The sequence below is a fragment of the Alkalibacillus sp. S2W genome, from assembly GCF_046764385.1.
Lineage (GTDB): Bacteria > Bacillota > Bacilli > Bacillales > Alkalibacillaceae > Alkalibacillus > Alkalibacillus almallahensis.
Genome location: NZ_CP177234.1, coordinates 2,004,845 through 2,017,802 on the forward strand (window position 1 = coordinate 2,004,845; position 12,958 = coordinate 2,017,802).

Here is a 12,958-nt window from a genome sequence, read left to right on the forward strand (position 1 = left end):
CATCCATCCTTTAAGTATCTAGTAGACTTTCGATATTAGATTTAATTCGTTGATGCCAGAAGAAATTGTCCTCTCGCTCTGTCTGAACTTCGATTACTTCTAATTGGTCAACTGGTTTATTGACCTTTTCAGTAAATTCATCATTACTTTCTACACACTGATAGGGAATGTCTATGGATGACACCATATCGCCAATCGGTGCATCAAATGGCGTCCCAAATATCTTTTCAAAATGTTGACCGTGTTGGTACTGCGGTAGAAAGTTAAAAATACCGCCTCCGTTATTATTAATCACAACAATACGGAGTGCTAATTGCTGTTTTTTAGCCATTAATAATGACGTGAAATCATGTAATAGGGAAAGGTCGCCAATAAGTAGGGTTACATGTTCACCTGAAGCCGCTACACCCATAGCTGACGAGATGACACCATCAATACCATTTGCACCACGATTAGCTAATACTCTCACTTGTTTATTCAAAGGTAAGAAAAACGTATCTATATCGCGAATCGGCATACTACTACCAACAAAAATTGTTTCGCCATCAGCAACAGATTCAGCTAACACATGAGCAACAGAACCTTCCGTTAATGATTCATTTGCCATTTCCGTTAACGTTTGTTGAACGCGTTGATCTAATTCGATCCACTGCTTAGTCCACTTAGGATCTTGTTCTATCTTGAACTGACGAGCTTGTTGTACGAATGCTTTGATATCACTATAGATCATGGTTGTCCGAATATTAGAATGTTCACGGTAGCCTGCCTGTTGATCAACCACCATATGAGTTGATGGAGTCACTTTCGCCATCCACTGGAAATAGGCTTTCGAGACTGGCATGGGACCGAATCGAATGACAAAGTCTGGTTCAATTGATTGCTGAAAAGTTTCTTGTTTTAGTAATGCATCATAAGTTGAAATGATTAATTCGTCTGTATCTCCCATTTGCCTCAATCGACTTAATGGATCAGCCAATACAGGAACTTGCCATTGCCGAGCTAGTTCTAACACCGCCTTCGCTTCGTCATCACTTGTTAATTCCCCGCACATGATTAATCCTTTATGTTTGCCTGTTAATTCAGACGCGATTAACCCAGCTTCTTCAACGGATAGCTTTTCATGACTACCCACTGCAGAAACATAAGGTGTCTGAACTGAACCCCATAAATGATCTAAACTTAAATCAGGTGTTAATGGATCTCGAAACGGAAAATTAAACTGGACGGGCCCTTTACGATTTGAATTGGCTAACGCAAAAGCGCGACTAGCTTGTCTACGACTATAATCCAGTAATGACGGAGTTGCTTCAGCGACTGCCATATCATGAAAATGTTTAACATAGTCCCCATACATTTTGACCTGATCAATCGCTTGTGGTGCACCATTATCTCTTAATTCTTGCGGTCGATCAGCTGTTAACACAATTAATGGCACGCGACTATAATAGGCTTCAACAATAGCTGGATAATAGTTAGCAGCCGCCGTCCCTGAAGTACATACCAACGCGACAGGTTTTTGAGTTGCTTTGGCAATCCCTAAAGCAAAAAAGGCTGCTGATCGTTCATCAAAATGAATCCAATCTTGAATGGACGGGTGATGCGCGATAACCATTGATAACGGCGTAGACCGTGAACCAGGTGTAATCACAACATGCTCTAGTCCTTTTTGATATAACTCATCAATGAAATACGAGACATAATACGTATTATTCCCCATGGTCGTCATCACGTTTACCTCCCAAAGCATCCAACATTGGTGTTAACTTTAAGTTTGTCTCATCATATTCTGCTTTAGCATCAGAATCAGCAACAATGCCACATCCAGCAAACAATTTAATCCGGTTGTCAGAAATCAATCCAGATCGAATGGCCACGGCAAATTCACCATTTAATGATTGATCGAACCAGCCAATTGGAGCGGCATACCAACCACGCTCAATGGGTTCATGCGTCTTAATAAAGTTCATCGCGTCCTGACGTGGTTCTCCTCCTAAAGCTGGAGTAGGATGCAATTGTTTTAACGTATCAAACAGTGTAACTCCTGGTTTTAATTGACCTTGGACAGGTGTATATAAATGTTGAACATTTGTTAAAGGATATATTTGCGGTTCATTCGGAATATCTAAATGAGTACATATTGGCTGTACAGCTTCGCGAATCATATCGACTACATAGCGATGTTCTTCTAAGTTCTTTTCATCATTTAATAATTGCCATGCTAATAAATCATCCACATCCATCGTCTCACCACGACTCGTCGTTCCGGCTAAACAAGCCGAATACATCATATGGTTTGTTACCGAGACCAATCGTTCAGGGCTAGCACCGATAAACGCCTCTTCTCCTTGTTCCATAACAAACACATAACTATGCTGTTGCTGATTAGTTAGCGCAGATATTAAACCTTCTGTTGGAATCGTGCGATCAAATACCGCTTCAACTTCTCGTGCTAATACAACCTTCTCAAGATTGGTTGTGCTGATTTCTTTAATCGCATGAGCGATCATTGACGACCACTGATCAAAACTCAGTTGATCCTGAACCTCGTCCAGATTTCTAGTCTCTTGAACAAACGACTCCGCCCCATAAATCGCCTGAGTCTCATGTTCAATTTGATTCAATAATGCTTCAATTGAATCATCAGGCGACACTTCTAAATGGTACGTTAGGAAATACTCATCTTGTTTAACGGTCAGCATTTGTTTAGCTAAGACAAAATGGTTCTCGGGAAAAGTTCCCCATTCATCTCGATGTGGCGTGTCAAAAAATGAAAAACCTCCGAAGAAAACAGGTCCTACCCCTTCTATATCAAAATCATGTAAGACGTTGATGTCCTCTTTTAAATGATTCAACTGATCTTCTATTGCCGTAAATCGGTCATCCGATGAATCGACATATAATTCTTTGAAAGTCCCTAAGCCCACAAATGTTAGGTCACCTGTAGCATTTGACCAATAGAAACGTTCGCCTTTTAAATGATCAAAATAGGCAAACAGATTGATTGGATCAATAGGATTAACCTTCTGTACAATTGAAATATATTGTGTCTGTTCAATTTGTTCTATCTGTTTCAATTGTGCTTCTAATGAAACACGATCTGTTTTAATCATAAACGTTGCCTCCAATAGTATTACAACCAGCATGTCGAACACATGCCTACAGACTATTTTATGACTTTTTTTTGAAAACGACAAGAATTACACTGTACAAGCTAATTGACACAGGCATATCGTTTATCTAAACTTATTTTAGTATGTTGTAAAAAAGAGAGGGAGAAACCATGACACAACAACAATCTGTTCAAGAAGCACTTGGGGAAAGATCAGGCTTTCAAATATTATGGCGTATGCTACGACCTCACACGTTAACGGCTTCATTTGTACCTGTTTGGATTGGTACAGCAGCAGCTAGTATGGATACATCCATACACATCGGGTTGTTTTTAGCCATGTTAATTGCCTCAATGTTAATCCAAGCTGCAACGAATATGTTTAATGAATATTATGATTTCGTTAAAGGCTTAGATACAGAAGAATCAGTCGGAATCGGTGGCACGATCGTCAGAGATGGTATTCCACCATCACAGGTTAGGAATTTGGCCTTTATATTTTACGGAATAGCTATTCTTTTAGGTTTTTATATTTGTATGGAAACAACATTTTGGATCGCTGTCATTGGAATTGTTTCCATGTTATTTGGCTATTTATATACAGGTGGTCCATATCCGATTGCCTACACGCCATTTGGCGAATTATTCTCAGGATTCTTTATGGGCACTGTGATTATCGGTATCAGTTTCTTTATTCAAACAGGCCATGTCACCCCAGAAATTGTCTGGTTATCCATTCCTGCAGCCATTCTTATTGGAGCGATTATGTTATCAAATAATATTCGTGATTTAGAAGGCGATCAAGAAAATGGGCGGAAAACAATCGCTATTTTAGTTGGACGTCATAAAGCGATTCGTATTTTAGCATTATTCTTCCTTACAGCTCTTATTTTACCTATTGTTTTTATTGCTTTAGGAATGATGCCTGTTTGGGGATTATTAACTTGGTTAAGCGGAATCAAAGCATATAAAGCCTACCAAACGTTTAAACAAAACAACACACCACTTGAAATGATGCCAGCGATGAAGTTTACAGCTCAAACCAACACGATATTTGGTATTCTATTCGGTCTTAGTTTTGTTCTAGAACATCTCACCAATTGGCTAATATAAACATGTATGTTCAATCTGAAAACGGATACCGTAATAAAGGAGGATGACGATGGATCTTCGTCATACATTATTCGAAACGTTACAAATCGACATCCAAGAAGCAGAACCACAACGCGTCGTTTTAACGATGCCTATTAATGAAACCGTTCATCAACCAATGGGCTATTTACACGGGGGAGCTTCAGTTGCCCTCGCAGAGTCGGCTGCCAGTTATGGAGCTTTCTTAAATGTTGACCCAGAACGCTACAATGTCTTCGGCCTTGAAATTAATGCCAATCACATTAAGAGTAAACGTGATGGCATGTTAACAGCCGTCGCTACACCTATTCACATGGGTCGGATGACGATGGTTTGGGACATTCAAATGAAAGATGAGGATGATCAACTTATCTGCACGTCGCGTTGTACGATTGGAGTTGTCGAACGGTCTAACAAGTGAGGTGCGTCTATGTATAATCCAATGTGGGATGAACTTCGGGTTCAGCTTATGGAAGAAAAAAATCGGCTTGAACAACGGGTAAAAGAAGCAGAAGATCTTCCTGCTTTAATCGATGAATCTGTCGGTGAATTAAATTCATTAGACGATCAACATCCTGGAGACAGTGGTACAGAATTATATGAACGGCAAAAGGATCTGACCATGTTTCGGCATGCTAAAGAACAGCTCGAAGAAATTGATCACGCATTAAATAAGATGGATGATGGAACTTACGGAATCTGTGAAAAAACAGGTAAACCTATCCCTTTAGAAAGACTACAAGCTATGCCGACAGCTAGGTATACCATTAAACATTCTCATGATGAATTATAAAACGAAGCATAAACGGATAAAATGGATATGACGTGTGAAAGGAAGTGACAACATGTTATACCGTTTTGTCCGTTTTTATTTTCATATCCCGATCTTTTTACGTCTATTATTAACGGTCTTAAGTATCATGCTTTTATTTGGAACGATTATGTATTGGGCAGAGCCAGACGAGTTTACGACATGGTTTGATGGCGTATGGTTTGCCTTTATTACAGGGGCCACTGTTGGTTATGGAGATTTCGTACCCGAAACAGTTTTAGGTCAACTGCTCACGATTTTACTGATCTTAGCTGGAGGTGGGTTATTAACGTTCTATATGGTGACGCTTTCAAGTGGTGCCATTAAACGAGAAGATGATTATAAGAAGGGGGAAGTGGCATTTCATGGCGCAGAACATATGATTATTGTTGGGTGGAACGAGCGGACGCGTCGACTGATTGAATTAATTGAAACACAGTACGGGAAACAAACTGATCTTGTTTTACTCGATGAAACTTTAGAAGAAGATCCTGTGAATCATACCAATGTTCATTTTATTCACTCTGACCCGACCATTGATGATACTTGGGAAAAAGCTAATCTTTCAAAAGCAGATAAAGTCATTGTGACCGCTGATCAAACTAAAATTGAAAAAGAGGCTGACGTCCACACAATCCTTGTTATCCTTACTGTTCGTGGCTTACAACACGACATTCCGATTTTAGGTGAGATATTAACCGAAAAACAAAAGCGGAATGCTGAACGAGCAGGCGCGACAGAAGTGATTTGTTCAAATGAAACAACAAGTACTTTGTTCTATCATGAATTAACTGGAAATGAATATGTCAAAGCGTTTGATTACGTGATGGCATTGCTGTCACAACAACAATTCATTATCGATTCTGTTTATGATGAATGGATTAATCAATCTATTCTTGAACTATCTGAAATCACTAAACAAGATGGACAATTACTTTTAGGGTTTATCCGTAATGATGAAATTAAAATTAACCCCGATCCAAATGAACGTCTTCAAGAAGATGATCAAGTCATTATGACGAAAACATTACTGGAGTAATACTTTCTCTACTTCTTGTATAACAATTTCTGCTTGATCTATATAGGATTCATCAATATCAGCATCTGGTTCTTCTGGTGATTGAAATTGATTAAAACTTCCTTGGATATTACCTGATATGCCTTGTTGATCAGTTCCTGCTTCAAATCGATGAACTAAAACAAATGGCGAGCCAATACGTACATGTGCGTCTTTTTCGCCTATCGTTCCTATTTCTGTAGTGACGGGAATGCGTACAAAAGCGTATTCCTCATCGGTTTGTTCTAGTTTATGATCAAAGTAAGCATGATCGTACTCCCAACTACCTCCGACACTAAAGGCAAAACGGTTTAAAATCGCTTCTAAATCTTCAAAAGGATAAGCTTGATTTTCGATACCTGACTGAATCTGTTCCATATAATCACCTCTAACAATTTTTAATCACTCGTAGTATGACCGGATTATTCGTTTTCATAAGTGAGGATTAAAAACTGAAATTATTCCTGCTCGTTGTTGATATTGTGATCCGCTATCGGTGGACGCTTTCCGCAGGCACGGCTCGAGCCTCCTCGGCCAAAAAGCGTGGCCTGCGGGGTCTCGAGACTCGTGCTGTTCCTGCAGGAGTCGCCACCTTCGCTCCTCACAATTCAACAACTATGAGCTCATAATGTCCAACAAATTAACTCATATGTATAATATAGACAAATTTAAAAACGTCGGCCTTTAAAAGACCGACGTTTCCTTGTTTTATAGGGAATGACGTAAGATTTGGCGAACGTCTTCATCGTATAATGCATTAAAGTTACCAAATGGCCCTCGTTTCATCGCACGATCAACCATTAGTTCTAAATTCTTGTCATCAATGTCATATTCCGCTAAGCGAGTCGGTGCACCTAAGGAACTCCAGAACTCACGTAAACGATCAATTCCTTGTAACGCTGTTTCTTCATCAGATTTGCCTGTTGGATCAACGCCAAATACGCGAACAGCTAATTGTTTAAAACGCTCTGGATTCACTGATAAATTATGCTTCATCCAGTTAGGGAATAAGATCGATAAACCACCAGCATGCGGAATATCATAAACTGCTGATACAGCATGTTCAATATTGTGTGTTGCCCAATCACCTTTATAACCTGTTTGTAAAATACCGTTGAACGCCATCGTACCTGCATACATGATTGTTTCACGGTACTCATAAGATTCAAGGTTATTGATTAATTTAGGAGCCGTTTCAATAATCGACTTCAAGATCCCTTCAGCCATACGATCTTGAACAGGTGCATTCGTCGGTTGATGGAAATACTGCTCTAACACATGGCTCATCATATCAACTATGCCGTATACCGTATGATTTTTCGGTACAGAATACGTATTAACTGGGTCTAGAATGGAGAATAATGGGTATGATAATGGTGAACCCCATCCGTATTTTTCATTTGTTTCCCAGTTCGTAATAACCGCACCAGCGTTCATCTCAGAACCTGTTGCTGCTAACGTAAGAATCGTACCTAGTGGTAAAGCGTCTTCAGGTGTAGCTTGTTTGGTAACGAGATCCCATGCATCACCATCGTACTTAGCTGCTGAAGCAATTGTCTTCGAACAATCAATAACACTTCCGCCACCAATCGCTAAGATGAAGTCAATATCTTCTTGTTTACATAAATCTGCCCCTTCATTAACAGTCGTTAAACGAGGATTTGGATCAATGCCACTTAATTCAAACGTTTCATAACCATTATCTGCTAACTTTTTCATAACATTCGTATAGATTCCGTTGCGCTTAATGCTTCCGCCACCGTAAGTGACAAGAATACGTTTAACACCTTCTGGGATTAAGGATGGTAATTGCTCTGTTTGGCCACGACCAAACACTAATTTCGTTGGATTGTAAAATGTAAAATTCTCCATATCAATACTCCTTTCAATGTCTCTAATTATTTATTATGTCGTAATAATCCTTCAGACGCAAAAGATATACTTTAAACTTAGTTTTAGAATGAAGCATTCTTAAAGTCCGTTGTTGATATTGCGATCCGCTTTCGGTGGACGCTTTCCGCGGGCACGGCTCAAGCCAGGCAACTACATCGAATAAGCTTCTTTGGAACTTGCACCGAGGAAGCCTACTTCGAATCGTTACTAGAAGACGCATGTGCATCCCTCGGCCGACATAGGAACTTCGGCTAAGTTCCGGACGTCCTGTCCGAACGCCGAAGTGACCCACATCCTGTGGCCCTCTGGGGGTCTCGAGACTCGTGCTGTTCCTGTGACGACCTGGATGGTCTAATGTCGACGTCGGTCACAGGACGTGACCGCACTTAGTCGACCAGGAGTCGCCACCTTCGCTTCTCACAATTCAACAACTAAGCAATGTAAAATAATGTTAAAAAAACCTCCAACTAATTGGAGGTTTACTTCTCTAATGACGATAGGTTTGTTCACGATCCTTCGATTGTTCAATCCATTCATTAAGCTTGTCTTTTAAAATGTTGAACCCATTTTCGTCTTGATTATGTTGCATGTCACGAATTTGTTCTGCTCTTGTCTTAGCATGAATTGGCCGTGATTGTGTCGCACGAATTGAAAGCGAAAACTTCCCTTCTGAAGGTTCCGCATCAACGACTTTGACCTGAATAACTTCACCTACAGACACATAATCATGCACATCTTTCACATAACCATGTGTAATCTCAGAAATATGAACGAGTCCTTGTCTATCATCATCAATTTTTACAAAGGCACCATAAGGTTGAATTCCTGTCACTTCACCCTTAATGATATCTCCTTCTTGTATATTCATGATCGACAACTCCTAAAGCTTTTCTATATCTTCCACTTTTTATCTTAACATAATTACAAACCCCCATTCAAAAATGCCCCGCGCTGATTATTCAGAATAAATAACAAATTTCCACAAAAAATTTAAAAATTTTTTAAAATCATGTTTAATATTTTTCAAAACGGTTATAACTATTTATGTAATACTTTCTCGTATTCCCCCTTTGACAAAGCGATTAATCGCTTTGTCTTTTTTTTGCTTTTGAACAAGAATTCGGTGTAAGATAATGATTGAGGAGGGATTTAGAATGACAAAATTTAATAAGAAGATTAACCGAGAAAATACACGTGCAGTAAAATACGAATTCCGAGAAAAACTATTTGAACGCAATGATGTGTTACCAATGTGGGTCGCGGATATGGACCTTCCTGCTCCACAAGCCATTCAAGATGCGATCATGGCTCGTGCAGAGCATAATATATATGGTTATACCACACATGACGACGAACTACTATCAACCATCCAAAATTGGTTAACTAAACGTTATCAATTTGATGTCAATACTGATTTAATCTCGTTCTCTCCAGGTGTTATCCCTGCGTTACATGCATTAGTTGAATCTTTTACTGAAGAAGGCGATCAAATCGTTATTCAACCACCTGTATACCCACCATTTTTCTCAGTGGTTGAAAATCATGATCGTACCGTTGTTGAAAATCCACTCATTTATGAAAATGATACATATCGAATGAATTTCGATCAATTGGAAGAGCAATTCAAACAAGGAGCTAAAGCTTTTATTTTATGTAGCCCTCACAATCCAGTCGGACGTGTTTGGACGGAGACTGAACTTAAGCAACTCGCTGAATTATGCGTCACTTATAATGTTTACCTGTTCTCTGATGAAATTCATAGCGATATTATCTTCTCAGGTCATAAGCATCGACCTGTTGCAGACTTGAATGAAAATATTAGCGCTTTAACATTTACGATGATGGCACCATCTAAGACGTTCAATATCGCTGGATTACAAGCATCATTTACAATCAGCCCAGATGAAGACTCAAAGAAAATCCTCGACAAACAATTAATGAAACAAGGGGCTGTCATGTTGAACACAATTGCTTATACAGCAATGGAAGCAGCCTATCAACATGGTGAGCCTTGGTTAGAAGACCTAATTAAACATCTAGAAGATAATTATGCTTATTTACAAGAACAACTCAAACAGACACCTATTACACCTGTAAAAGCAGACGGCACATATTTAATCTGGCTCGATTTCTCTGAGACTGGATTAGATCATGATGAAATCAAACGAAAATTAAACCACGAAGCTAAAGTCGGCCTTAATGATGGCCAAAGCTTTAGCAAAGAACACGGCGATCAATTCATGCGTATGAATATTGCTTGTCCACATGAAATGATTGAAGATGCTGTTGAACGACTTGTAAGCACATTCGGATAAATGATTAATAAGCTGCCTCATTTTACGAGGCAGCTTATTTTAATTCGGCTACTCTTCCTGATCTTCCTCTACACCCTCAGCAGGATTATCCGTTTCTTCATCTTTTTCTTCTTTTGTAATCTCTGCACAAGCAACCCGATCCCCTGAATCACCTGCTGGTTGGGAAACACCATCATCCTGGCCAGAATGGATGATTAAAGCTTTTCCCCCATTTTCATTAAATAAAGACCCTGTTCCGTCTTGTAATGTGGCTTTTTCAACAACATATTCATAAGAGGCTTCCCCGCTCGCCTCCACTTCCATATTGGGCATATCACCTATATGTTGGTCTTCTGGTTGCATAAGACCATGGACAGCATCTTCACTGTTAGACCAATGCCCCCCTGCTGACTCAAAGGTTGGACCTTCGCATGTTGGATTTTCGTGTAAGTGAATCCCGTGAAAACCTGGCGAAAGGCCCACTAGTTCTACTTTTACATTAACTCCATTCGCATCTTCTGACAATGTTGTTTCTCCTACCACATCATAATTAGAATTGATGATATCAGCTTTATAAACACTGGGGCTCCCCCCACAAGCCGTGAGGAATATTATTAAACATAAAAAAATCCACTTCATTCATAACCACCTCATACTTAGTATGGTTAGAATAAAATGGATTTAAACGTCAAGAATCGTTATGTGAAGTGTTAGGATCATCGATTCTTGTTTCATTCGGAAAACGTTCTTCTGTCGTTTTCTGTTCTTTATTCGAAACTTTAATAATCCAGCGGAAAAACAAAAATGCAAAGGCTGTAAATATGATTAATGTTATAAGCGCTGGAATATAAGCTGTTTTATCCTCAGGAAAATAAAGAAATTCCATCATAGCGCATACACCTACTTTTAATTCGTCTTTGTACATTATAACAAATCATTAGACACTGCGTATAATGGAATGTTTCAGCTTTATGACAATCTAAGCTTTGAATGACTGTAGTAAATTAGCCATCTCAATCGCACTCATTGCTGCACCATAACCGTTGTTACCAGCTTTTGTACCAGCACGCTCAATTGCTTGTTCAATTGTATCGGTTGTTAATACACCAAAGATTACTGGCACGCCTGTTTCCATGCTCACGGATGAAACCCCTTTAGACACTTCACCACTCACATATTCAAAATGTGGTGTTGCGCCACGAATAACAGCACCTAAAGTGATGACTGCATCGTACTCACCATTCTCAATCATTTTCTTAGCTGCTAACGGAATCTCATAAGCACCTGGGACCCATGCGACCTCAATATCATCCTCCGTTAGACCATGACGTTTCAAACCATCTAATGCGCCATCTAATAATTTTTCATTAATAAAGCCGTTAAAACGTCCAACGACAATACCGATTTTTAAATTGCTAGCGACTAAATTTCCTTCATATGTTTTCATGATTAAAACCTCCTCGATTTAAAATAAATGACCTAGTTTATCGCGTTTCGTTTCTAGATATTTTTCGTTATCTTTATTTGGTGTCATATATAATGGTACGCGGTCGACAACCTCTAAATCATAACCGTAAAGCCCTTTGATTTTACGTGGGTTATTGGTTAATAATTTCATTTTTCGTACACCTAAGTCTTCTAGAATTTGAGCACCAATACCATAATCACGCAAATCAGCTGGATAGCCTAGTTTTTCATTTGCTTCGACGGTATCATAACCTTCTTCTTGAAGTTTATAAGCTTTAAGTTTATTAAGCAAGCCTATTCCACGACCTTCTTGACGCATGTACAACAACACGCCTTTTCCTGCTTCTTCAATTTGATTTAATGCCGCCTCTAATTGCGGTCCGCAATCACATCGATTAGACCCGAACACATCTCCTGTTAAACATTCGCTATGTACGCGGACAAGTGTCGGTTCAGTTGGGTCAATATCCCCTTTTACTAATGCGACATGTTCACGTCCATCGATATCATTCGTATAAGCAACTGTTCTGAAATCTCCATATGAGGTTGGGAGTGACACCTCAACTTCACGCGTGACGAGCTTTTCATGTTTACGACGATATTTAATTAAGTCTTCAATGGTAATGAGTTTTAGACCATGCTCATCAGCAATTTCTCTCAACTCAGGAACGCGTGCCATCGAGCCGTCCTCATTCATAATTTCACAAATAGCCCCTGCTGGTGTCCCTCCAGCTAATGTTGCTAAATCAACTGCCGCTTCTGTATGGCCAGCGCGACGTAACACACCACCATTTTTCGCAATTAAGGGGAAAATATGGCCTGGGCGCTTAAATTCAGTTGGTACAATATCATCATCCGCTAAACGCATAATCGATTTCGAACGTTCTCCTGCACTAATTCCTGTTGTTGTTTCAACATGATCAATACTGACTGTAAACGCTGTCCCATGACTATCAGTATTCACATCAGCCATTAACTCGAGCTGAATCTCATCAGCTTTATCTTGTGTGATTGGCGTGCAAAGCAAACCACGACCTTCCTTCACCATAAAGTTAACGACTTCTGGTGTTGTATGTTCTGCAAGTGCAACAAAATCGCCTTCGTTCTCACGATTTTCATCATCGACGACAATCACAACTTTCCCCTGCTTCAGATCCTCTATTGCTTCATGAATTGAATCAAACATGCTTCCCCTC

14 protein-coding genes are annotated in these 12,958 nt (G+C 39.5%); 5 read left to right on the top strand and 9 right to left on the bottom strand.

Annotated elements, in window-relative coordinates; genetic code table 11:
- Positions 1 to 10 precede the first annotated feature (10 nt).
- Complete coding sequence (gene menD / locus ACKXGF_RS10690) at positions 11 to 1,726, bottom strand: 2-succinyl-5-enolpyruvyl-6-hydroxy-3-cyclohexene-1-carboxylic-acid synthase (RefSeq protein ID WP_411953710.1); 1,716 nt, start codon at positions 1,724 to 1,726, stop codon at positions 11 to 13.
- Entirely contained in the window at positions 1,707 to 3,110 is a 1,404-nt protein-coding gene (locus tag ACKXGF_RS10695; protein WP_411953711.1) for an isochorismate synthase MenF, read from the bottom strand. Before ACKXGF_RS10695 ends, menD begins: the two co-directional genes overlap by 20 nt.
- A gap of 170 nt (positions 3,111 to 3,280) precedes the next feature.
- Here ACKXGF_RS10695 and ACKXGF_RS10700 point away from each other — a divergent pair, with 170 nt between their 5' ends.
- From ACKXGF_RS10700 to ACKXGF_RS10715, 4 genes are read left to right on the top strand one after another with little or no spacing between them, the layout of a single operon-like run.
- Positions 3,281 to 4,222 carry a 1,4-dihydroxy-2-naphthoate polyprenyltransferase gene (locus ACKXGF_RS10700; protein WP_411953712.1) on the top strand — a complete coding sequence of 314 codons (942 nt, stop codon included), beginning with the start codon at positions 3,281 to 3,283 and terminating at the stop codon, positions 4,220 to 4,222.
- Positions 4,223 to 4,271: 49 nt separating this feature from the next.
- The gene (locus ACKXGF_RS10705; RefSeq protein WP_411953713.1) at positions 4,272 to 4,661 is read left to right on the top strand and encodes a hotdog fold thioesterase; all 390 of its coding nucleotides are present in this window, start codon (positions 4,272 to 4,274) and stop codon (positions 4,659 to 4,661) included.
- Positions 4,662 to 4,670: 9 nt separating this feature from the next.
- Entirely contained in the window at positions 4,671 to 5,033 is a 363-nt protein-coding gene (locus tag ACKXGF_RS10710; protein WP_411953714.1) for a TraR/DksA C4-type zinc finger protein, read from the top strand.
- A gap of 52 nt (positions 5,034 to 5,085) precedes the next feature.
- On the top strand, positions 5,086 to 6,090 hold the full coding sequence (locus ACKXGF_RS10715; RefSeq protein ID WP_411953715.1) for a potassium channel family protein: 1,005 nt from the start codon (positions 5,086 to 5,088) through the stop codon (positions 6,088 to 6,090).
- Here the strand turns inward: ACKXGF_RS10715 and ACKXGF_RS10720 are convergent.
- From ACKXGF_RS10720 to yugI, 3 genes are all read right to left on the bottom strand, one after another.
- A complete protein-coding gene (locus tag ACKXGF_RS10720) occupies positions 6,079 to 6,486 on the bottom strand; it encodes a YugN family protein (RefSeq protein ID WP_411953716.1) in 408 nt (135 codons plus the stop codon). The genes ACKXGF_RS10715 and ACKXGF_RS10720 overlap by 12 nt on opposite strands.
- Positions 6,487 to 6,816: 330 nt before the next feature.
- Complete coding sequence (locus ACKXGF_RS10725) at positions 6,817 to 7,980, bottom strand: iron-containing alcohol dehydrogenase (RefSeq protein ID WP_411953717.1); 1,164 nt, start codon at positions 7,978 to 7,980, stop codon at positions 6,817 to 6,819.
- Between the two features lie 508 nt (positions 7,981 to 8,488).
- Entirely contained in the window at positions 8,489 to 8,869 is a 381-nt protein-coding gene (gene yugI / locus ACKXGF_RS10730) for a S1 domain-containing post-transcriptional regulator GSP13 (protein ID WP_411953718.1), read from the bottom strand.
- A 286-nt stretch (positions 8,870 to 9,155) separates the two neighbouring features.
- On the opposite strand from yugI, the gene ACKXGF_RS10735 reads away from it, so the two are divergent.
- Positions 9,156 to 10,316: a MalY/PatB family protein gene (locus ACKXGF_RS10735; RefSeq protein ID WP_411953719.1), complete on the top strand. Its 1,161-nt coding sequence runs from the start codon at positions 9,156 to 9,158 to the stop codon at positions 10,314 to 10,316.
- Positions 10,317 to 10,364: 48 nt separating this feature from the next.
- Here ACKXGF_RS10735 and ACKXGF_RS10740 read toward each other — a convergent pair whose 3' ends face one another.
- From ACKXGF_RS10740 to ACKXGF_RS10755, 4 genes are all read right to left on the bottom strand, one after another.
- Positions 10,365 to 10,934, bottom strand: coding sequence for a superoxide dismutase family protein (locus ACKXGF_RS10740; protein ID WP_411953720.1), 570 nt, complete (start codon positions 10,932 to 10,934; stop codon positions 10,365 to 10,367).
- 49 nt (positions 10,935 to 10,983) lie between these two features.
- Positions 10,984 to 11,184, bottom strand: a complete 201-nt coding sequence (locus tag ACKXGF_RS10745) for a hypothetical protein (RefSeq protein WP_411953721.1) — start codon at positions 11,182 to 11,184, stop codon at positions 10,984 to 10,986.
- A gap of 90 nt (positions 11,185 to 11,274) precedes the next feature.
- On the bottom strand, positions 11,275 to 11,745 hold the full coding sequence (gene ribE / locus ACKXGF_RS10750; protein WP_411955581.1) for a 6,7-dimethyl-8-ribityllumazine synthase: 471 nt from the start codon (positions 11,743 to 11,745) through the stop codon (positions 11,275 to 11,277).
- Positions 11,746 to 11,760: 15 nt separating this feature from the next.
- Positions 11,761 to 12,948 carry a bifunctional 3,4-dihydroxy-2-butanone-4-phosphate synthase/GTP cyclohydrolase II gene (locus ACKXGF_RS10755; RefSeq protein ID WP_411953722.1) on the bottom strand — a complete coding sequence of 396 codons (1,188 nt, stop codon included), beginning with the start codon at positions 12,946 to 12,948 and terminating at the stop codon, positions 11,761 to 11,763.
- Between the last annotated feature and the right edge of the window lie 10 nt (positions 12,949 to 12,958).